At 36.6% G+C, this 21,637-nt stretch carries 19 protein-coding genes and 3 tRNA genes; 12 read left to right on the top strand and 10 right to left on the bottom strand.

All coding sequences use genetic code 11. From position 1 onward, the window contains the following. Positions 1–62: 62 nt before the first annotated feature. Together ATE49_RS04925 and dapA are read right to left on the bottom strand one after the other, a co-directional pair. Positions 63–557 (bottom strand): GNAT family N-acetyltransferase, encoded by a 495-nt coding sequence (locus ATE49_RS04925; RefSeq protein ID WP_059154258.1) that lies wholly within the window; start codon positions 555–557, stop codon positions 63–65. A gap of 122 nt (positions 558–679) precedes the next feature. After that, a complete protein-coding gene (gene dapA / locus ATE49_RS04930) occupies positions 680–1,552 on the bottom strand; it encodes a 4-hydroxy-tetrahydrodipicolinate synthase (protein WP_065081275.1) in 873 nt (290 codons plus the stop codon). Positions 1,553–1,677: 125 nt separating this feature from the next. On the opposite strand from dapA, the gene recO reads away from it, so the two are divergent. Continuing rightward, complete coding sequence (recO, locus tag ATE49_RS04935; protein WP_065081276.1) at positions 1,678–2,352, top strand: DNA repair protein RecO; 675 nt, start codon at positions 1,678–1,680, stop codon at positions 2,350–2,352. Between the two features lie 47 nt (positions 2,353–2,399). Here the strand turns inward: recO and ATE49_RS04940 are convergent, their stop codons facing one another. Beyond that, on the bottom strand, positions 2,400–3,167 hold the full coding sequence (locus ATE49_RS04940) for a hypothetical protein (protein WP_065081277.1): 768 nt from the start codon (positions 3,165–3,167) through the stop codon (positions 2,400–2,402). A gap of 64 nt (positions 3,168–3,231) precedes the next feature. On the opposite strand from ATE49_RS04940, the gene ATE49_RS04945 reads away from it, so the two are divergent. Further along, on the top strand, positions 3,232–3,678 hold the full coding sequence (locus ATE49_RS04945; protein ID WP_065081278.1) for an RNA-binding S4 domain-containing protein: 447 nt from the start codon (positions 3,232–3,234) through the stop codon (positions 3,676–3,678). Here ATE49_RS04945 and ATE49_RS04950 read toward each other — a convergent pair. Further along, a complete protein-coding gene (locus tag ATE49_RS04950) occupies positions 3,650–4,171 on the bottom strand; it encodes a shikimate kinase (protein ID WP_059154253.1) in 522 nt (173 codons plus the stop codon). The genes ATE49_RS04945 and ATE49_RS04950 overlap by 29 nt on opposite strands. A gap of 105 nt (positions 4,172–4,276) precedes the next feature. On the opposite strand from ATE49_RS04950, the gene ATE49_RS04955 reads away from it, so the two are divergent. The 4 genes from ATE49_RS04955 to ATE49_RS04970 all read left to right on the top strand — a co-directional run bounded on the left by ATE49_RS04955 (position 4,277) and on the right by ATE49_RS04970 (position 5,115). Further along, positions 4,277–4,349 (top strand) — tRNA-Lys (locus ATE49_RS04955). 36 nt (positions 4,350–4,385) lie between these two features. Then, positions 4,386–4,469: transfer RNA gene (locus ATE49_RS04960), tRNA-Leu, on the top strand. Positions 4,470–4,517: 48 nt separating this feature from the next. Further along, a tRNA-Lys gene (locus tag ATE49_RS04965) sits at positions 4,518–4,590 on the top strand. Positions 4,591–4,725: 135 nt separating this feature from the next. After that, positions 4,726–5,115 carry a hypothetical protein gene (locus tag ATE49_RS04970; RefSeq protein WP_065081279.1) on the top strand — a complete coding sequence of 130 codons (390 nt, stop codon included), beginning with the start codon at positions 4,726–4,728 and terminating at the stop codon, positions 5,113–5,115. A 61-nt stretch (positions 5,116–5,176) separates the two neighbouring features. On the opposite strand, the gene ATE49_RS04975 is transcribed toward ATE49_RS04970, so the two are convergent. Both ATE49_RS04975 and dusB read right to left on the bottom strand, forming a co-directional pair. Next, the gene (locus ATE49_RS04975) at positions 5,177–5,941 is read right to left on the bottom strand and encodes an exodeoxyribonuclease III (RefSeq protein WP_059343694.1); all 765 of its coding nucleotides are present in this window, start codon (positions 5,939–5,941) and stop codon (positions 5,177–5,179) included. 103 nt (positions 5,942–6,044) lie between these two features. Continuing rightward, complete coding sequence (dusB, locus tag ATE49_RS04980) at positions 6,045–7,034, bottom strand: tRNA dihydrouridine synthase DusB (protein WP_059343695.1); 990 nt, start codon at positions 7,032–7,034, stop codon at positions 6,045–6,047. 127 nt (positions 7,035–7,161) lie between these two features. Here dusB and ATE49_RS04985 point away from each other — a divergent pair, with 127 nt between their 5' ends. Both ATE49_RS04985 and ATE49_RS04990 read left to right on the top strand, forming a co-directional pair. Next, positions 7,162–7,956: a thymidylate synthase gene (locus ATE49_RS04985; RefSeq protein ID WP_059343696.1), complete on the top strand. Its 795-nt coding sequence runs from the start codon at positions 7,162–7,164 to the stop codon at positions 7,954–7,956. Between the two features lie 102 nt (positions 7,957–8,058). After that, the gene (locus ATE49_RS04990; protein WP_065081280.1) at positions 8,059–10,572 is read left to right on the top strand and encodes a M1 family aminopeptidase; all 2,514 of its coding nucleotides are present in this window, start codon (positions 8,059–8,061) and stop codon (positions 10,570–10,572) included. A 112-nt stretch (positions 10,573–10,684) separates the two neighbouring features. Here ATE49_RS04990 and ATE49_RS04995 read toward each other — a convergent pair whose 3' ends face one another. Both ATE49_RS04995 and ATE49_RS05000 read right to left on the bottom strand, forming a co-directional pair. Beyond that, a complete protein-coding gene (locus tag ATE49_RS04995) occupies positions 10,685–11,566 on the bottom strand; it encodes a chitinase (protein ID WP_065081281.1) in 882 nt (293 codons plus the stop codon). Between the two features lies 1 nt (position 11,567). Next, positions 11,568–12,233, bottom strand: a complete 666-nt coding sequence (locus ATE49_RS05000) for a DUF2461 domain-containing protein (RefSeq protein ID WP_065081282.1) — start codon at positions 12,231–12,233, stop codon at positions 11,568–11,570. 182 nt (positions 12,234–12,415) lie between these two features. Between ATE49_RS05000 and ATE49_RS05005 the strand changes: the two genes are divergently transcribed. The 3 genes from ATE49_RS05005 (at position 12,416) to ATE49_RS05015 (ending at position 16,147) form a co-directional block, all read left to right on the top strand. Continuing rightward, positions 12,416–13,519 carry an Mrp/NBP35 family ATP-binding protein gene (locus ATE49_RS05005; protein WP_059154245.1) on the top strand — a complete coding sequence of 368 codons (1,104 nt, stop codon included), beginning with the start codon at positions 12,416–12,418 and terminating at the stop codon, positions 13,517–13,519. A gap of 8 nt (positions 13,520–13,527) precedes the next feature. After that, positions 13,528–13,773, top strand: a complete 246-nt coding sequence (locus tag ATE49_RS05010; RefSeq protein WP_009087823.1) for a NifU family protein — start codon at positions 13,528–13,530, stop codon at positions 13,771–13,773. Positions 13,774–13,888: 115 nt separating this feature from the next. Continuing rightward, the gene (locus ATE49_RS05015) at positions 13,889–16,147 is read left to right on the top strand and encodes a TonB-dependent siderophore receptor (RefSeq protein ID WP_065081283.1); all 2,259 of its coding nucleotides are present in this window, start codon (positions 13,889–13,891) and stop codon (positions 16,145–16,147) included. Between the two features lie 47 nt (positions 16,148–16,194). Here the strand turns inward: ATE49_RS05015 and ATE49_RS05020 are convergent, their stop codons facing one another. Together ATE49_RS05020 and ppk1 are read right to left on the bottom strand one after the other, a co-directional pair. Beyond that, complete coding sequence (locus tag ATE49_RS05020) at positions 16,195–17,082, bottom strand: Ppx/GppA phosphatase family protein (RefSeq protein ID WP_065081284.1); 888 nt, start codon at positions 17,080–17,082, stop codon at positions 16,195–16,197. Continuing rightward, the gene (gene ppk1, locus ATE49_RS05025) at positions 17,063–19,141 is read right to left on the bottom strand and encodes a polyphosphate kinase 1 (RefSeq protein ID WP_065081285.1); all 2,079 of its coding nucleotides are present in this window, start codon (positions 19,139–19,141) and stop codon (positions 17,063–17,065) included. The genes ATE49_RS05020 and ppk1 overlap by 20 nt, the downstream gene beginning before the upstream one ends. A 203-nt stretch (positions 19,142–19,344) precedes the next feature. Here ppk1 and dnaK point away from each other — a divergent pair, with 203 nt between their 5' ends. Then, positions 19,345–21,231: a molecular chaperone DnaK gene (gene dnaK, locus ATE49_RS05030; RefSeq protein WP_059343702.1), complete on the top strand. Its 1,887-nt coding sequence runs from the start codon at positions 19,345–19,347 to the stop codon at positions 21,229–21,231. Positions 21,232–21,637: the final 406 nt, after the last annotated feature.

Here is a 21,637-nt window from a genome sequence, read left to right on the forward strand (position 1 = left end):
TGTTTTTAAATAAGAATTCAGTTAATTATTGTAGGTGAATTTCTGAAAGAATACGGTATAAATTAAACGAAAAACTCCATCAGATAGTCATCCATTACATAACCATTTCCGATATCAAATACTCCTTCTTCATAAACTTTGAATCCCTGAGATTCGTAGAAATCCTTGGCATTATTGTATTTGTTTACATTCAGGATAATACGCTCATTGTCATTTTCAGAAACATGATTTTTCAGATAATTTAAAGCAAATTTTCCTAAACCCTTGCCTTTGGATTCCGGTACCATGTATATGCGGTGAAGTTTGGTAGTTTGAGGCTCATAATTGAATTGGTAGCCTATAAATCCTCCAAAGTTTCCTTCATCATCTTTTATCAGAAAGTATCGCCAGTCAGGATTTTCCATTTGAGAAGAAATTTCCTTTTCAGAATACATCTCGGCCATCATATAACTGATTTGGGCTGGGCTGAGAATTTTTGAATAGGCCATTTCCCATGATCTTTTAGCCAAATCCTGAATCAAAGGAATATCCTTTGGTGTAGCTTCTAATACTTTCATTTTGCTGTTGTTTTTGTTGTAATGTGTTTTCCCCTTGAATAAGGGAAACCGAAGGATAAAGATAAAAAAAAGAAAGCATCCTGTGGATGCTTTCTGATAAATGTTTTTACTATATCAAATGACTAGATTTTAGCCATTTCCGCTTTTAATTTCTGCTCTAAATTTTCAGATGCAGCCACCAATGGTAATCTTAGGTAATTTTTGACAATGCCTAACTCAGCAAGTATGTATTTAACACCTGTAGGGTTTCCTTCAGCAAAAATCAAACGTGTAATATCCACAAGTTTGTTATGGATTTTATAAGCTTCTTTAGCATTGCCTTCGATACCCAATTGGATCATCTGTGCAAACTCTTTAGGATAAGCCTGTCCGATTACAGAGATTACACCATCCGCACCTGCTAAAGTTACAGGTAATGCAAATTCATCGTCCCCGGAAACAAGGCTGAAGTTCTCAGGCTTTTGACGAAGGATGTCAAAATACTGGTTGATATTTGGTGCAGCTTCTTTAATCATTACAAGATTAGGAAACTCATTCGCTAAGCGAAGAGTCGTTGAAGCTTCAATGTTTTGTCCGGTTCTTCCCGGTACATTGTAGACAATAATATTTTTTCCTGTAGAAGCTAATGCTTTATAGTGCTGGTAAAGTCCTTCCTGATTAGGTTTGTTATAATAGGGAGAAACTGAAAGAATAGCATCGAAAGCTGAAGTATCAGTTTCATTAATTTGTTTTACAACCTCTGCAGTATTATTTCCTCCGATTCCTAAAACCAATGGCAAACGACCATTGTTAACCTTTATAACGTGTTTGACTACCTTATCCTTCTCTTCATCATTAAGTGTAGCAGCTTCAGCTGTTGTTCCTAAAACTACTAAATAACTGGTTCCGTTTTCGATATTGAACTCTACTAATTTTGTTAGTGAATCAAAATCTACGGACAAATCTTCATTGAAGGGTGTAATTAGTGCAACACCTACTCCGGATAATTTATTCATAGTACGTTAAAAATTAAGTATTCAAATGTAGGGATTTTTTCTGTGTTTTCAGGTTATGCGTGTATAAAAATCTATTATTAACTCCTATATTTGCAATCGGTTACTTGGCTTTAAAGTAAAGAATAATGGTACAGGAGAAGGGTTTTCTTATTTCATATCTTAAATACGGAGAAAATGATGCTGTCCTTCATATTTATACACATAATGAAGGATACAAAAGCTATTTTCTGAAAGGAATTTACTCCAAGAGAAATAAAAAGAAAGCACTGTTACAGTTTTTGTTCGAAATACAGTTTACTACAAACCCTAAAGCATCCGGACTGCCATTAATTTCGGATTTACAAGCTTATGGCCATCTTCCCGAATGGAATATTAAAACAAATGCTCTTCAGTTTTTTATTGCCGATGTACTAAGCAATATCCTCCGGAATGAAGCTCAAAATGAGAGCATATATTCCAAAATTTCTGGTTTTATGGATCAGCTGAAAGAGGAAAATATCTCAGCACACGTTCACTTCTTAGTAACTCTGACGGAAGATCTTGGTATAAAACCATTACTGAATGATTCAATTTATCTAAATCCTGAAAAAGGAGTCTATGAGCCTTTTTCTTCACACCATTGTTTTGACGATAGTACTTCTGGATTGTGGAAAAGTATTTTAGAAGAGGGTTATTCCGTAAAGCTTACGAATGCAGAACGAAGAAGGCTTTTGGAAAGTATTCTGGTATACTACAGTATTCATATACCGGAATTTAAAAATCCGGCCTCACTGGAAGTTCTTCAGCAAATCTGGGCATAAAAAAAACCTGCTGTATAAGCAGGTTGTATTTTATTTCCGATATTCATTTATTCTTCAGAAGGCGTTCTTTCTCTGGACCCATATAATTGGAAGTTGAAGAAGAAGCTGTAATCATTTAGAGATGCTCCAACATAATTGTAATGAGGATCTTTTGCAAATGCCGCTCTGGAAGGAACAATAATTAGTCCTTGAAGGTTGTAATTAGCTGTAACATCATTCGTAAACGATTTGAATAATTTGATAGCTTCCTGGAAGCCTTCAATTTCGAAATAGCTATTTGTAACTTTTACAGTATTATTAGTAGTGGCAGCATCCAGTCTCTTTTGCTCAGAATCTATTAATGCCTTTTTAGCATAGAACCATAATGGATCATTCACCGGAACTCCACCCTGATCTACAGTATTGTAAAATGGAAGAGATCCTGTAAATACAATTTTATCATCAGTACCTTTAATTGCACGGGTTGCGAAAGCGACCTGCATAATTTGTAATACATTTTTATCTTTTACATCAGTACCGTTTGTAGGTTGTGCATTTGGACGGATTACATAGATTACACCAGAAGGTAATGTTTTTGCCAGTGTGGATAACTTTATATTTTTGTCATCTGGCTTATTGGTATCATCAAATGTTTTAATCTTTCCTCTGTCGTCGAAGTAATGGGTATCTAAGTAATCTTTTATCGCAGTATCATCATAGGAATTTTGCGTAGCCTGATCTACATTCGGGATAATATTTTGATTGTAGTAATTGTCATTTCTACATGAATTTAGTACAGTAGAAGCTACCAACAAACCTAATAATAATTTTTTCATTGTATCTTTATAAAATTATTGACTATTCTTAAACGTATATAACTACGCAAAAGTATAAAAAAATATGAGAATTGATAAATTTTTATGGAGTGTAAGATTCTATAAGACCAGAAGTATTGCAACAGAGGAAATTAAAAAGAACAGAGTTAGTATTGGCGGGCAGGTTGTAAAGTCTTCTAAAGAGGTGACAGAAGGAGATGTGATCACGATCCGTAAAAACCAGATTGACTATAAAATAAAAGTAATACAGGTCCCTAAAAGTAGAATCGGGGCGAAATTAGTAACCCTGCACATCAAGGATATGACGGATTCCGAGCAATATGCACTTTTGGAATCCCGTAGACTGGCTCAGGATTATTACCGCCAGAAAGGAGAGGGAAGACCTACCAAAAAAGACCGTCGGGAAATGGACGGCTTTCTTGATGTAGATGACGACGATGAAGAAGAAGCAGAACCGTCAGATAAAGATTGGGACAACTTCTTTAATGATGAAGCTGAAGGTGATGAATAATCTCGTTTGAGATTTCTTCATCAGTTTTATTATCTGTGTCTATAATAAACTCGGCTTCGTTATAGTAGGTATTCCTTTCAAATAAATGCTTTGCGATAAACTCCGGAAGATCTTCTTCACTTATTCTGGCAATAATAGGACGTTTATCTTTTTGTTTCGATAACCTTTCTGCTAGAGTACCCACTTTAGCTCTCAAATAAAAACTTTTAGAATGTCTGGTGATGGTATCCATGTTATTATAATAAACAGGGGTACCTCCACCAAGACTTAATATGATGTTTTCTTCCGAAGAAAGGAGTTGTTCCAGTATATGTTTCTCTGCTTTTCTAAAACCAAGTTCTCCCATTTCTTTGAAAATTGTGGGAATGTCCTTTCCCAGGTGCAAAGAAATTTCTTTATCGAGGTCAAATAATTTAAAATTTATTTTCTGGGCGAGGGTTCTGGATATGTGAGACTTACCACTGCCCATGTAGCCTAATAGCGAAATGATCATGATTTTTTTTTAAACAAATGTCCAAAAAAATTTTGAGATATAAAAAAAAGTAGTATCTTTGCACCACTTTAGAAACAGAGATAAACACTGATTAATAAAGTGACCGACCTGGTAGCTCAGCTGGTAGAGCAATACACTTTTAATGTATGGGTCCTGGGTTCGAATCCCAGCCAGGTCACTACTCAAAAAAATGTCTCACTAGAGAAATTTTTTTGCCTGTGTGGTGAAATTGGTAGACACGCCATCTTGAGGGGGTGGTATCCAATAGGATGTGCTGGTTCGAATCCAGTCGCAGGCACACAGAGAAAAATAATTTTGAATAGCAAGTCTTAGGACTTACATTCAAGACCTGGTAGCTCAGCTGGTAGAGCAATACACTTTTAATGTATGGGTCCTGGGTTCGAATCCCAGCCAGGTCACAATTTAATTTGAATTTTTTTCATATTAATATTTTGTGATTTGGTGTTTTAAAAGCCTTTCAGTAACCTGAAGGGCTTTTAATTTTTTTATGAAGTTCTCCTTTTTATCCCTATATTTACGCTAAAGTACTCCCTATGAAAAATGTATTGAAGATTGTATTTGGTATGCTGCTCTTTGTCGCTTTTGCTGCATGCAGAGGAAATGAAGATAGTTTGCCGCCAAGTAATAAAATACAGGGAGAATGGATATTGCAGAATACAGTGGCCGGCAGAACGGTTACCTATAACTTCAGAGCAAGTGATGTAGTTATCACGGAATCGGGTACTGCAACAAGTTCAAATACTTATTCTTATTCTGTAGTCTATGAAAACTATAAAGACCCTAAAAGCCAGGATCAGAAACAAGATGTCGTTTATATTGGAGGAAATAAATTTGTATTGACCTTTGAGGGGTCTGGCCGGATGATACTAACTAATCCTAATTCAACGCCGGCAGTGAAGCTGGAGTTTGAAAGGCGAAGATAACCTGGTTATACCAATAGAAAATAAAAAAAGACAAATTACACAGTAATTTGTCTTTTTGCTTTTATAGATCTAATTCTACCATTACAGGGCAGTGATCGGAATGCATAGCCTCTGGTAGTATAATAGCTCTTTGGATTTTATCTTTCAGTGTATTGCTTACCATGTTATAATCTAATCGCCAGCCTTTGTTATTGGCTCTTGCATTAGCACGATAGCTCCACCAGCTGTACTGTCGTGTTTCTGGATTTTTATAGCGGAAAGCATCGGTAAATTCTCCTTCGTCTAAGAATTTGGAAAGATACTCTCTTTCCATAGGTAAAAAGCCCGATACACTAGCTAAACGAATCGGATCGTGAATATCGATAGCTTCGTGACAGATATTGAAATCTCCACAAACAATAAGATTAGGAATAGTCTTACGAAGCTCCTTCAGGTAATTCAGGAAATCATAGCAAAACTGCATTTTCAGATCCAGTCGCGAAATGTTAGTTGCGGAAGGTACGTAAACAGAGATTACTGAGAAATTATCGAAATCCAGTCTTATTACCCGGCCTTCAAAATCTATATAATCTATTCCTGTTCCGTATTCTATATGATTAGGTTTGTGTTTTGTAGCGATACCTACGCCACTGTAGCCTTTTTTCTGTGCGGAATACCAGTAACTTTCGTACTGAAGATCACTGAATGCTCCTATATTGATTTGTTCCGGTTGTGCCTTGCTTTCCTGGAAGCAAATAATATCAGGATTTGCAAAAGATAACCACGTAGTAAAGTCTTTTGCAAAAGCTGCACGGATGCCATTAACGTTATAGCTTATAATTTTCATAAATTTAATTGAAGATTTGAGATCAGAAACAAATGTCTCACTCGGTTACCATTCACAGATAAACGAATTGCTATGTCTCTGAATTAATATTTTGTGCTTTGTATCAGATTTCAACATTTTCAAACTGATTCTTAGCCTCATTAATAAGTTCATTAAGTTCAGGGAGTGTCAATGCCTGAAGGAATCTGGATTTTAATTCTTTAAAATGGGGGATCCCTTTGAAATAGTTATTATAATGTTGGCGCATCTCTACTAGACCGGGTCTTTCTCCTTTCCACTCTACAGACCATTCTGCATGTTGCTGTACTGCGAGAAGCCTGTCTTTTACAGTTGGTTTAGGCAGGTTTTCACCTGTCTGGAAGAAATGTTTGATTTCATTGAATATCCAAGGGTATCCGATAGCACCACGGCCTATCATAATACCGTCGCAATCGTATTTCTGCTTATATTCTAAGGCTTTCTCCGGTGAATCGATATCTCCGTTTCCAAAAATTGGAATCTCAATATTCGGATTATTTTTTATACGGGAAATATGGTTCCAGTCAGCCTCACCTTTATACATCTGTGCACGTGTTCTGGCGTGGATCGTCAGTGCCTTAATACCGGTCTCCTGCAATCTTTCCGCTACCTCGTCAATGTTAATAGATTCCGTATCCCAGCCTAGTCTTGTTTTCACTGTTACGGGTAGGTGGGTAGAATTTACAACAGCCTTGGTAAGGCGTACCATCAGATCAATATCTTTTAATACTCCTGCACCTGCACCTTTACAAACTACTTTTTTTACCGGACAACCAAAGTTAATGTCTACAAGATCCGGTTCTACAGTTTCTACAATTCTGGCAGACATTGCCATCGCCTCTTCATCTCCTCCAAATATCTGGATACCTACAGGCCTTTCATAATCGAAAATATCTAATTTTTTTCGACTCTTTATCGCGTCTCTGATCAATCCTTCGGAGGAAATGAATTCAGAATACATAAGATCCGCACCATGCATTTTGCAGAGTCTGCGGAAAGGAGGATCCGAAACATCTTCCATCGGAGCTAAAAGCAGCGGGAAGTCAGGAAGTTCTATGTTACCAATTTTTACCATAAGTGGTGCAAAATTACGATTTTTAGATGAAATCAATAAATGTAACAGCTATAGTCAAAGACATTAATTTTTGAGATGTAGGGAGTAATTTCTATATTTGTTGACAGTAATTTTTACGCTACCCAACATGCAAAACTACCTTCATTTACTTCAGGATATTTTAGATAACGGATCAGATAAAACAGACAGAACAGGCACAGGAACCAGAAGTTTATTCGGGTATCAGCTGCGTTATGACCTGTCTAAAGGTTTTCCATTAGTAACTACTAAAAAGGTTCACCTTAAATCCATTATCTATGAATTGCTTTGGTTTCTGAAGGGAGATACAAACATTAAGTACCTTAAGGACAATGGTGTTTCCATATGGGATGAATGGGCAGATGAGAATGGTGATCTTGGGCCGGTATATGGTGCTCAGTGGAGAAGCTGGCGAGGAGCAGATAATAAAGTTGTAGACCAGATATCCGAAGTAATTGATCAGATTAAAAAGAATCCTGATTCCCGCAGACTTATTGTTTCTGCATGGAATGTTGCAGAAATTCCGAATATGGCATTGGCACCTTGTCATGCAATGTTTCAGTTTTATGTAGCGGATGGAAAGCTGTCTTTGCAGCTGTACCAGAGAAGTGCCGATGTTTTCCTGGGAGTTCCTTTTAATATTGCAAGTTATGCCTTGCTATTAATGATGGTAGCACAGGTTACGGGGCTTCAGGTTGGCGATTATGTACATAGCTTCGGAGATGTACACATCTATAACAATCACTTTGAACAGGTAAACAGACAGCTGGCGCGTGATCCGAAACCTTTGCCGGTAATGAAGATAAATCCTGATGTAAAAGATATCTTTGATTTTAAATTTGAGGATTTCGAATTGTTGAATTATGATCCACACCCAGGTATTAAAGCACCTGTTGCTATTTAAAATAAATAAAAAAAGTGAGACTTGTTCTCACTTTTTTTGTAACTTTTCCCTTTGTTTAAAGACAAATCCGCTAAAGTATACCCTTTGTAAATTCAATGTAAAATGAAAAAGATCTTTATTGCAGCCCTGTTTTTAGGAACGCTTTTAAATGCAAATATGGCATTTGGCCAGACAGAAACATCCGGAAGAGATGGTGTTTATAGAGCTGCCCATACAAAAATGACGGAGCTGAAACATACTAAACTAAAAGTAAATTTCGACTATCAGAAAGAGCAAATGAATGGTGAAGAATGGCTTACAGCCTCACCTTATTTTTATGCTACAGACTCTTTAGTTCTGAATGCTAAAGCTATGCTTATTCACGAAGTGGCTTTGGATAAAGGCGGTAGTAAGACTCCTCTGAAATTTGATTATAAAAATGATATCCTGAAAATTAATCTGGATAAAACCTATAACAAAAATCAGGACTATACAGTATATATCAAATATACAGCCCGTCCTGGTGAAGTAAAGCAAAGAGGAAGCTCAGCAATTAGTGATGCTAAAGGTTTGTACTTTATCAATGCTCAGGGAAAAGAAGCGGATAAACCAACGCAAATATGGACACAGGGAGAAACGGAATCTTCTTCTGCGTGGTTCCCTACAATAGATAAAACCAACCAAAAAACAACTCAGGAGATTTATATGACTGTTCCGGATAAATATGTTACATTATCCAACGGAATCCTGAAAGAATCTAAAAAAGAAGGAAACAACCTACGTACCGACCATTGGGTAATGGAAAAGAGACATTCTCCTTATTTATTTTTTATGGGTGTCGGGGATTATGCAGTTGTAAAAGATAAGTGGAGAAATATTCCGGTAGACTATTATATCGAGAAAGAATATGAACCATATGCTAAGCAAATCTATGGTAATACTCCGGAGATGATGGAGTTCTATTCAAAATATCTTAATTATGATTATCCATGGGCTAAATATGCTCAGATATCCGGACGTGACTATGTAAGTGGTGCTATGGAAAATACAACGGCTACTTTACATGGAGATGCTGTACAGCAAAAGCCGGGTCAATTAGCTGATGAAAATAGCTGGGAATCTACAATCGCTCACGAATTATTTCACCATTGGTTTGGGGATTTGGTAACGGCTGAAAGCTGGAGTAATCTTACTGTAAACGAATCTTTTGCCAACTATTCTGAATATTTGTGGTTTGAACATAAGTATGGTAAAGATTTGGCTGACTACCATCTTATGAAGGATGTGGGCAATTATCTGCATAATCCAAATGATTATTCTAAAAATTTAGTACGCTTCAATTATGCTGATAAAGAAGATGTTTTCGATCTGGTAACTTATCAGAAAGGTGGCGGAATTCTTCATATGCTTCGCAATTATCTTGGTGAAGATGCTTTCAGACAAGGGCTGACAGATTATCTGAAAACAAATGAGTACGGAAATGGAGAAGCTCATCAATTGCGTCTTTCATTGGAAAAAGTGAGTGGAAAAGATCTTAACTGGTTCTTTAATCAGTGGTATTTCTCAAACGGTCACCCGAAATTATCTTACAACTACAACTATGAGCCTGTTAAGAAGCAGGTAACTGTTACAATCAATCAGTCACAGTCACCTTTGTTCCAATTCCCACTGGCTATAGATGTGTATGATAATGGTAAACCAGTACGCCAGAATGTATGGGTAGATGCTAAAGCAAATAATTCATTTACATTTCCTTCATCCAAAAGTCCTGATTTAGTAAATATAAATGCAGATGGTATTTTGTTATCTGCAATTACAGAAACTAAAACACCAGAACAATATTTGTTACAGTACCAGGGTTCTAAGGAATTCTACAGCCGTTACAAAGCTGTTCAGGAAGCTGCTAAAAGTGCAGATAAGAACGACGCTGCACTGAAAACATTATTGGCTGCACTAAAAGATCCTTTCTTCAGAGTAAGAATGAAAGCTTTAAACGGATTAGACCTGTCTAAGCCTAATCAGGCAAAATTAGCACTTGCTGAAGTAGAGAAATTGGCTGCGAATGATCCTAAGACATTGGTACAAGGAGAAGCAATTGCTGCATTGGCTAAAACAAAGGATAAAAAATATCAGTCCTTATATGAAAAAGGAATTACTGTAGTTTCTAACGCCGTTAGCGGAAATTCATTAGCAGCATTGGCAACTGTAGCGCCAGAGAAAATAGTTGCTTATGCGGATAAAATTGATCTGAATAATGCAAGTGAAGGTTTAATCTCTACATTGTTACCTATTATTGTTAAAAATAAAATAACAAAACAAATGCCTGCAATAGCAGAGACAGCAGCATTTTATCCTTTCATAAAGATGCAGGATCCTGAAGAGGGTAAGGCAGCAGAAGATGCTTATAACTGGATTATGGGGTCGGATAATACAGAAGCGACTAAACGCCTTACAAAAGTTTTAGGTTTAGCGAAAAGCCAGGTAGGAGAAAATCCACAGGCAAAGATGATGATTGTGAATATGCTGAAAGCCGGACTTAATACAAAAATGGGAGTATTGAAAGCTGATCCGAAAAATGCGGAACTGCATAAGCAAATCGAAATGATTAATAATACTATAGAAGCTTACAGCAAGTAATTGCTGATTGCTTATCATAAAAAAGCTGCATCAGATTTTGATGCAGCTTTTTTTATTTCTTATCCAGATATTAACTTCGAAAGGATTTCTTATCCTTTTTTGTTCATTTTGGTTATGTTCCAAAAGGTTTTTGATTACTGCAGGTGATATTTTCGCCAGGTTTCACACCAAAATATTTACAGAAATATTGGTAATATTCATACCTGTATTGGGTTTTGGGTAATGTTTTTCCCTGTCCGCATTCGATGCCACCGTTAATGATGTTAACAGTTGTTCCGAATCCGGAAACTCTTCCACTTTCTATATCTTTTTCTGTAGGTTTCCATTTGCCGGTCATTACATCGTGACAAGATGGCTTCGGAGCCTGGGCTGTCATCCAAAACCAGATTGCTGAAGCAAAAGACAGTACATTGTCCTGTGCTAAAAGTCCTGGATTTTTTAAGAGTACATTTTTATCACCAAACCATGCTTCGCTAAATTGTCCGTAATTATAATTCCAGCTAAGCTGTTTGGGACCACGACCATAGTATGCCTGTCCTTCAGTTGGTGGATAAGCTGTTTTGGAAATATCGGTATAATTGTTCCCGTTTCCCTTATTGTTTTCTTCTATAAAATAAAGTCCCCATGCGAAATATCCGCCCGGAGCATCGCTCCATCCGCCACTGGTTTCCTGTGCAATGTTAGCCAAAAAAGCAGCAAGTTCTCTTTTTTGGTCTTCAACAGAACCTTCATTTAGAAAGGTGGGGAAATGTGCTGCGGCTTTTATAAAAGCTTGATAAGAATAGAAATCCTGATGCTTGCTGTCCTTTCCCTGAATATTATTTCTGTTAGGGAATAGCTTATTCCATGTTTTGGCATCTATAAGGCGGGCAATACGCTGAGAAGAATTGTTATCCACATTGTGTTGTAAGCTTTTACTTTGAGCTTTCTGGGCACATGACTGTCCGGACAATAAAAAAACTAAAGATATGCTTGTAATAAATGAGAATTTCATATTAATTGTATTCTGTACTTTCCTTTACAAACTGGTTGAAAGGTAAAGCGATTTTGAACAGTTTACCAATTTCCTGCACAAATTTTGGTGAAGTAATTTCGGTATCTTCAAAAGAGTGAATCAAAATCATTTCTTTGTGTTTAAGATATTCAGCCATAGGATCGTCTTTTTCAAATCCCTGTGGAATTTTTTTTAGTTTTTCACCTTCAATTTTAAAACTTTTTTTGAATACCGGTTTTTCTATAATACTCAGAAATTCTTCTTTGTTATAGCTGATTTCCTTTCGGAATTTTTTCAGAACATCAGAATTGGGCTGGTAGAGTCCGGCAGCAATAAAAGATTTACCAGGCTCAAAATGCATATAGTATCCAGCTTCACCAATTCCTTTGCTTTGTCCCATAAAAAAGGACGCTCCAAAATTTGTTTTATAGGGTGTTTTATCTTTTGAAAATCGGGTGTCTCTATAGATACGGAAAACACATTTTTTAGGATCCAGTCTTTCCATTTCCGGTTCTGTTTTTGCCAGCTCAGCAATTACCAGTTCAACAAGACTTATAAAATATTCGTGTGCTTGCTGATACTGTGGTTTGTTTTCTGTAAACCATTCGCGGTTATTATTCTGAGAAAGTTGCTTCAGGAAATTTAATATGTAAGCTGTGTTTTCCATATTTGGGTGATTGTTTGTATCAAAATTAACTAAAAGTTAGTTGTAAATCGCCTTCGATCTGTACTAATTTTGTGTTAAATCCGATAGATAAAGATTATAAATATTAGCTATAGATGAAATGATCTCTATCATCTGAGATTCTGTAAATAAATGCGTAAATTTGTAATTTATTTAGAATAATTATGATTAAAAAGGAAGCTGTTCAGGATTTCTTAAAAGAAGTTGAGGTAGACGATCTTGTGAAGAATATCCAGATAATGGGTGACAGTGTTTTTATAGATATGGTAGCTCATTCTCCGGCAATGCACGAAAAGAAAAAACTGGAGGTTGCAATGAAGCAGGCTTTTACAAGCCACTTTGGAGAAGATATAGTTTTAAAACTGAAAATTGAATCTCCGGAGGCTAGTGAAGTACAACAAAATCAGATAAAAGGAAAACAAATTCCGGGGATTAAAAATATTATTGCTATTGCATCTGGTAAAGGTGGAGTAGGAAAATCTACTGTAGCTGCAAATATGGCAGTAACTTTAGCAAAAATGGGATTTTCAGTAGGTTTATTAGATGCTGATATCTATGGACCATCTGTGCCGACTATGTTTGATACTGTAGGTGCAAAACCAGTTTCTGTTGAAGAAAACGGTAGAAATCTGATGAAGCCAATTGAGAGCTATGGTGTAAAACTTTTATCAATAGGATATTTCTCAGGAGCTAATCAGGCCGTGGTTTGGAGAGGCCCAATGGCTGCAAAAGCACTTAACCAGATGTTACGTGATGCTGCATGGGGAGAATTGGATTTCTTGTTATTAGACCTTCCTCCGGGAACAGGAGATATCCACCTTTCAATTATTCAGGAAGTTCCGGTAACAGGAGCGGTAATTGTAAGTACACCTCAGCACGTTGCACTTGCAGATGTTAGAAAAGGAATCGGAATGTTCCAAATGGACAGCATTAATATTCCGGTGCTTGGATTAATAGAAAATATGGCGTATTTTACACCCGAAGAATTACCAGAGAATAAGTATTATATTTTCGGAAAAGAAGGTGCTAAAAACTTAGCCGAAGATCTTGGAATTCCTGTATTAGGGGAGATTCCGTTGATCCAGAGTATTCGTGAAGCTGGTGATGTAGGCCGTCCGGTAGCATTACAGGAAAATACCGGAATAGCTGATATTTATACCAAAACGGCTCAGAATATGATTGAGAGCCTTGTAGAAAGAAATGAAAATCTTCCACCAACGGAAGCAGTAAAAATAACAACAATGGCGGGTTGCTCGCCCAAAAAATAAGTTGAAATATGAGTGAGACTAAACACATCGAGACGGTAACAAAAGTAATGGAAGCCTTAGAAGAAATTCGCCCGTTTTTAAATAAAGATGGTGGTGATATTGAATTGATTGATGTAAAGGAGAATACTGTAATAGTACGTCTGCTAGGTAATTGCTCATCATGTCATATCAATACTTCAACACTGAAACTGGGTGTAGAGAATACAATTAAACAGCACGTTCCTGAAATTGTTGAAGTTATTAATATAGATTAATATATTATCAGAATAAATTTTTTTAAAACCTCCCAAACGGGAGGTTTTTTTCATGAGTCTTATCATGTTGCTAATTAGAATAATTAAAAATAACTTTGCAGCAAATTAACACTATATGAATAAATACATTACTACTTCATTTTTCGTTCTTGGCGGATTGATGGTTAATGCGCAGACTAAAAAGACGGATACGCTGTCTTCTAACAAGCATAAGGAGATTGAGCAGGTTGAACTTTTCGGTGAAAGAAAGAAGCAGCCTGAAGGTCTGGAAGTAATTACAAGATTGCCTCTAAAGACCAGAGATCAGATTCAGAGTATTTCAGTGATTTCATATAAAGCAATTGAAACTTTAGGAGGTTTATCTCTAATTGATGTTGCGAAAAATGTTCCGGGAGTTACTTTATTCTCAAGCTATGGTGGCGGAAGTGAAAGTATGTCTATTCGTGGATACAGAGGTGTACCAGTACTAAAGAACGGAGTTTTATTAGACTCTGACTTCCGTACTGCTGGTATGATGACTGATATGCAGGGTGTAGAAAGTATTCAGGTGATTAAAGGTTCTGCAGCTGTAACACAAGGTATCGGAGACGGGCTTGGGGCAGCAGGTGGTGTTATTAATGTAGTAACAAAAAGACCTCAGTTTGTTAACAGAACCAACGTTGGTTTCCGTTATGGCAGCTGGGATTTCTACCGTCCTACTGTAGATTTTCAGAGAGTTTTAGACAACGAAGGTAAAGTCGCAATAAGATTTAACGGAGCATATCAGAATAATAACTCTTTCAGATCTCATGTAAAAGGTGAAAGAATATATGTAAATCCATCCATCACTTTCCGTCCGGATAAAATGACGGATATTACAGTGGAAATGGATTATATGAATGACAGAAGAACTCCGGACAGAGGTACCGTTAACCTGGCAGACGGAAGTACTGAAGCTTTATATACTATGCCAAAGGGTAAATTCTTAGGATATGATGCAGATCGTGCAAAAACCGAATCTTACAACTTTATGACAAGCATTGACAGAAAGATCAATGATAAATTTAAAGTGAGAGCAGCTTTCATTAATTCAGTTAATAATACTGATAGCCAGGCAATGTCTATTGCACCAAATGGTACGAAATGGAATGAAAGAAAGCGTTACTATGGTAAGAGTATGGGTGAAGATGTGAATAAAGTATTTCAGTTTGACTTCATCGGACAAGATGTACAGACTGGCTTTATTAAGCATACCTTCCAGGTAGGTTTTGACTGGAAAGAAACAACAGTTACAACTAAGTCCTTTGAAGCATACAAAAACTCTATTGCTTCGAATAATTTTATAGGTACACGTCGTGACCCAGATACAAATAAAGTTATCTATGATAATCCATTAGATGTAATTAATGTACTAGGAGATATTTCTAATGCACTTCCTGTAAATGTTGTTTACAAACACCTCAGAACTGCTGAAGTTAAAACTCCTACAATGGGATTAATGGCTCAGGATGTAATGTCATTCGGTAAATATGTGAAGGCACACTTAGGAATCAGATACAGCAGGTTAAATGGTTCTACAAAGAATGATGTTGCTACATGGAATCCATCTTTTGGATTGATTGTCTCTCCATTGGAAAATGTTAACGTTTTCGGATCGTATACCACAACAACATCATTAAGGTCTGCTAACAATGTATTACAGACTGGTGGTACTGTAGGTCCATCTAAAACAGCACAATGGGAAGCAGGAATTAAATCAGACTGGTTTAATGAGAAGTTAAGGTTCAATGTTACTTTATTTGATATTAAAACAGATAATTTGGCTTACCAGATTCTTGACTCAAATTATAACCCGGTTATTGATACTAATAAAAATACATTATATGGCCTTGCCGGAAATCTTAGAAGAAAAGGACTTGAAGTTGAACTAATTGGACGAATCTTGCCAAATTTACAGATTATGTCTGGTTGGGCTTATTTAGATGCTCAATATGAAGATAGCCCTGCTTACGTAAATGGTTCTGCTCCGATGAACTCACCAAAACATACTGCAAATGCATGGTTAAACTACAAGTTTAATCAAGGGATCTTGGATGGACTTGATGTTGGTGCCGGTATCTATTATGTAGGAAAAAGACCAGTTGATGAATGGACTCAGAAAACCTTCACTGCTGGACACGTAAATAGTGTGCAGCCAGGTGCTAGACCATTTGATATGCCAGAATATACTACTGTAGATGCTCAGGTAGGTTACGCACTGAAAAATGGAGTAGGTGTAAGAGTATTCTTTAATAATATCTTCGACTCTGTTGGGTACAGCTCTTATTTCAGAGGTGGTTACATCGATCAAATTCAGCCAAGAAACTTTGGAGTACAATTAAATTATAAGTTTTAATAACCCCAACAATATTGATATTTTACAAAAAAGAAGCGCTGATATTATCAGCGCTTCTTTTTTATTTTATTGTAAAGAGAGTGGATTAAACCATCCGCAACCGAAATCTTCGGTACATAGATCTGTTTAATTTCTCCCCAGAGCATAATTTTATTGAATATTTCCAATGCCGGAACCATTACATCGGCACGGTCTTCACGGACGTTGTATTTAATCATCCTTTCCTGTACACTAAGCGGTGCGGCTTCTTTATAATAAATCTTCAATAGGTTTGCAGACATTGGTTTACCATCCTTGGTTTTACTCATCGAAAATATTTTGTTGATATTTCCTCCGGAGCCAATAGCTACAATAGGTTTTTTACCAAAAATTTCATTTTTGATTTCGGATCTCATTTCTTCCCAGCTTTCCTCTTTTACAAGGTTATTCAGGATACGGATAGTTCCGATATTAAAAGATTTTTTATACTTAAGCTTTTTGTTTTCATAATAGGTAAGCTCGGTACTACCACCACCAACATCGATATACAGATAACCAAAATTATGATCCATATTTTCAGCAACATGGTTTTCATAGATTAGTGTAGCTTCCTCGTCTCCGGATATTATTTCGATATTAATATTGGCTTCTTTCTTTACCGTATCTATAATATGCTTGCCATTTTTAGCATCGCGCATAGCACTTGTAGCACAAGCTCTGTAGTGTTCTACATTATAAATTTCCATCAGGTCATGAAATACTTTCATAGAGCGGATGACCATTTTTTCTCTTTCAGGGCCAATTTCGCCTATCTTAAAAACATCCATACCAAGCCTCAACGGAACCCTCAGGAGGTTTAGTTTTGTAAATTCTGCCTGGCCATTTTCATTTTCCACCACTTCATTAATCAGAAGTCTTGCTGCATTACTTCCAATATCAATTGCTGCTAGCCTCATTTTCTGCTTTATGTTTTAAATAGTTATAAATTTCTATTTGGGAGCGGAAAGGTTTTCTATCGTTTTCGTAATACTGATTTTTTAGGTTTTTACCAATATCACGGGCTTTTACATTATCATGCAACTGTATGTTCAGAATTTCTTTAAGTTCTTTTTTCAGATCTTTATTGTTAATTCTTACCGCAGCCTCAATCCTGTAATCCAGGTTACGCGTCATCCAGTCGGCAGAAGAAATGTACATAAGTTCTTTTCCGCCGTGGTAAAAATACATAATTCTGGAATGTTCCAGGTACTCATCAACAATACTTATAGCATGAATTTTCTTTTTGAAGGTTTTTTGATTCACGGCACAGTATATTCCACGGACAATTAATTTAATTGTAACACCCGCTTCTGCAGCTTCATATAGCTTTTTAATAAGCTCTTTATCGCTCAGTGAATTTACTTTAACAATGATTTCGGCTTTTCTGCCAGCAATCGCTTCTTCTATCTCTTTGTCAATATAAAAAACTATTTTATTCCGCATATGCTGCGGACATACCATTAGTGTTTTACATTTCTCTAATGCAAGAACAGGATCTTGTTTTGGCTTCTTCAGTAAGCTGAAAACTCTGTTGATATCAGCCATTATAGTACTATTGCTGGTCATCAGCATATTGTCACCATATACTCTGGCAGTTTTCTCATTAAAGTTTCCGGTGCTTATAAAGCCATATTGTGTCATTTTGTTATGAACACGTTTTTTTATAATGCACAATTTGGCATGAACTTTCTTATTGGGGATTCCTACCAGTACTTTTACACCCTCTTCTTCCAGTCTTTCTTTCCAGAAGATATTAGCTTCCTCGTCAAAACGGGCACGTAATTCCAGCATCACGGTTACTTCTTTTCCGTTTCTTACCGCATTAATCAATGCATTGGCGATTTTGGAATTGGAAGCCAGGCGGTAAGCTGTGATATGAATGGTGGTAACATCAGGGTCCATAGCAGCTTCCCGTAAAAGATCGATAACCGATACAAACGAGTGATAAGGGAAGTTAAGTAAAACATCTTTCTTTAAAATAACATCTGTAACTCTGCTTTTATTATCAAAATCAGGATGGATGAAAGATGTTCTTTCTATGGGTTTTACATAATTTTTGAAGACATCCGGAAAATCCATAAAGTGTTTAAAGTTGTGGATCTTCTCTCCTGGTATCATACTGTCTTTCTTAGTTAAACTTAATTTTTTAGTTAAAAAGTCCAGTAATTGCGGATCTATATTTTTATCGAAAACAAAACGTGTAGGTTTTCCTTTTCTCCTGTTTTTTAAGCCTTTTTCTATTTTTTCTACAAAGCTGGTTCTTACGTCATTGTCCAGATCAAATTCTGCATCTTTGGTTACTTTGAAGCAATGAGCACTGAATTCGTCATAACCAAAATAGGAGAAGATATAGGGTAGGTTTTCTATAATAACATCTTCCAGCAGGATAACATTTGTTTCGCCGTTGGTGGAAGGCAGAATAGTGAATCTTCCAATGGCACGCGAAGGAACCTCAATAATGGCAAAATGCTTTTGCTTTTTGTCATTCTTATTCCACATGGCAATACCTATGTATAAACTTTTGTCACGCAGGAAAGGCATAGGTTTCTTCTCGTCCAGCAGGATCGGAATAACATTCGATTCAACATCTTCATCAAAGTAGTTTCGGACAAAAGCCCGTTGTTGGAAGTTAAGATCAGAATTGGTGCGGATAAAGACATTTTGTTCTGCCATTTCCTTCTGGATCTTTTCCCAGATAATATTAAAATCGTCCTGTTGCTGTATAACCAGTTTATTAATCTTGTCCAAAATCTTCTGAGGTTCCTCGAAAAAAGACTCCGCAGTGATTTTGGATTTCATTTCCATAGCCCGTTTTAGCCCGGCAACACGAACCCGGAAAAATTCGTCCAGGTTGTTAGAGAAAATTCCCAGAAATTTAATTCTTAAAGGTAAAGGAACCTGCGGGTCTGCGGCTTCCTGTAGTACTCTGGCATTAAAGGATAACCATGATATGTCTCTGGCATTAAACTGTGGCATATGTAATATTTGTGCTTCAAAAGTAGTTAAAGATAAGCCTTTTTAATGTCACTTTAATGAAAATTAATATAAAAATTTCTGTGTGTTTAGCGCTGTTTGGAGAAGTATTGTGCCAATTTGTCATAAAATTTCCATTGGTACAGATATTGAGAAATAGCAGTCAAATATCAATATTAAATTTCAAGAAATAAAAAATACTAATTATGAGCAAAATAATCGGAATTGACTTAGGAACAACCAACTCTTGTGTTGCCGTAATGGAAGGGAAAGACCCTGTTGTTATTCCTAATGCAGAAGGTAAAAGAACGACTCCTTCGATCGTTGCTTTCACCGAAGATGGTGAAAGAAAAGTAGGTGATCCTGCAAAAAGACAAGCTGTAACCAACCCGGTAAATACAGTTTATTCTATCAAAAGATTCATCGGAACTCACTTTAAAGATGATGGTTCTGAAATATCAAGAGTTCCTTACAAAGTCGTAAGCGGACCAAACGATACTGTAAAAGTAAAAATTGACGACAGAGAATATACGCCACAGGAAATTTCAGCAATGATTCTTCAGAAAATGAAGAAAACAGCTGAGGATTACCTTGGCCAGGAAGTAACAAGAGCTGTAATTACTGTTCCTGCTTACTTTAACGATGCACAAAGACAGGCTACTAAAGAGGCTGGAGAAATCGCAGGTCTTAAAGTGGAAAGAATTATCAACGAGCCTACAGCAGCTGCTTTGGCTTATGGGTTAGATAAGAGCCACAAAGATCAGAAGATTGCTGTATATGACCTTGGTGGTGGTACTTTCGATATCTCTATCCTTGACTTAGGTGATGGTGTATTCGAGGTATTATCTACAAACGGTGATACTCACCTTGGTGGTGATGACTTCGATGATGTAATCATTAACTGGATGGCAGATGAATTCAAAGCTGAAGAAGGTGTAGATCTTAAATCTGATGCTATCGCCCTTCAACGTTTAAAAGAAGCTGCTGAAAAAGCTAAAATCGAGTTATCTTCTTCTTCTCAGACAGAGATTAACTTACCATATATTACTGCAACGGCTACAGGTCCTAAGCACTTGGTTAAAACTTTAACAAGAGCTAAGTTCGAGCAATTATCTGCTGACCTTGTAAGACGTTCTATGGAGCCTTGTAAAAAAGCTCTTCAGGATGCAGGACTTTCAACTTCTGAAATCGACGAAGTAATCTTAGTAGGTGGTTCTACACGTATTCCTATTATCCAGGAAGAAGTAGAGAAATTCTTTGGTAAGAAACCTTCTAAAGGTGTTAACCCGGATGAAGTAGTAGCTGTTGGTGCTGCAATTCAGGGTGGTGTATTAACAGGTGACGTAAAAGATGTATTACTTCTTGACGTAACTCCTCTTTCTTTAGGTATCGAAACTATGGGGTCTGTTTTCACTAAATTAATTGAGGCGAACACAACTATCCCAACTAAAAAATCTGAGGTATTCTCTACTGCATCCGACAATCAGCCGGCAGTAACTATCAGAGTAGGACAGGGGGAAAGACCAATGTTCAACGATAACAAAGAAATTGGTAGATTCGAATTAACAGATATTCCACCAGCACAAAGAGGAGTTCCTCAGATCGAAGTAACTTTCGATATCGATGCTAATGGTATTTTAAGTGTATCTGCTAAAGATAAAGGAACTGGTAAAGAGCAGTCTATCAAAATTCAGGCATCTTCAGGTCTTTCCGATGACGAAATCGAAAGAATGAAAAAAGAAGCTCAGGAAAATGCTTCTGCTGATGCTAAGAAAAAAGAAGAAGTTGAAGTATTCAACAAGGCTGATGGATTAATCTTCCAGACCGAAAAGCAACTGAAAGAGTTTGGTGAAAAGCTTTCTGCTGACAAAAAATCTGCAATTGAAACTGCAGCTGCAGAACTTAAAACTGCATTCGAAGCTAAAGATACTGAAGCTGTTAAAGCTAAAACTGAAGCTTTAGACGCAGCATGGATGGCGGCATCTGAAGAGATGTATGCACAACAACAAGCTAACCCGCAGGCTGGTGCTCAGCAAAATGCAGGTGGTGGTGCAGAAGATGTACAGGACGCTGACTTCGAAGAAGTAAAATAATTATTGAGTAGTCAATAATAAACAATAAAAAACCGCTGTAAATGTAATGTTTACAGCGGTTTTTTTTGATATAGTAATTTTAGTTAGTGTTTGATTTTAATTAAATTTTATCATGTTTTTGTATCATATTTGTACCGCGAACTAAGCGGATGTAATGTACGCTTTATTTTATTTCAGAACTAAAAAAACCGGTAATATACAGGATGTTATTTCATAATGGGGTTTAGTAAATTAAAAATACCGAGGGTATGTGAGTACTGCTCTAGACCATTTGAAGCAAAGACAGTTACAACTCGTTTTTGTAGTATTTCTTGCGCTAATAAAGCAGGGAAGGAACGAAAGAAATTAGAAAAGGAGGAAAACAGAAACACCTTTAAAAAAGTATTTAAATAAAATTGCGGAAGCT

It is taken from the genome of Elizabethkingia miricola, assembly GCF_001675285.1.
Lineage (GTDB): Bacteria > Bacteroidota > Bacteroidia > Flavobacteriales > Weeksellaceae > Elizabethkingia > Elizabethkingia miricola.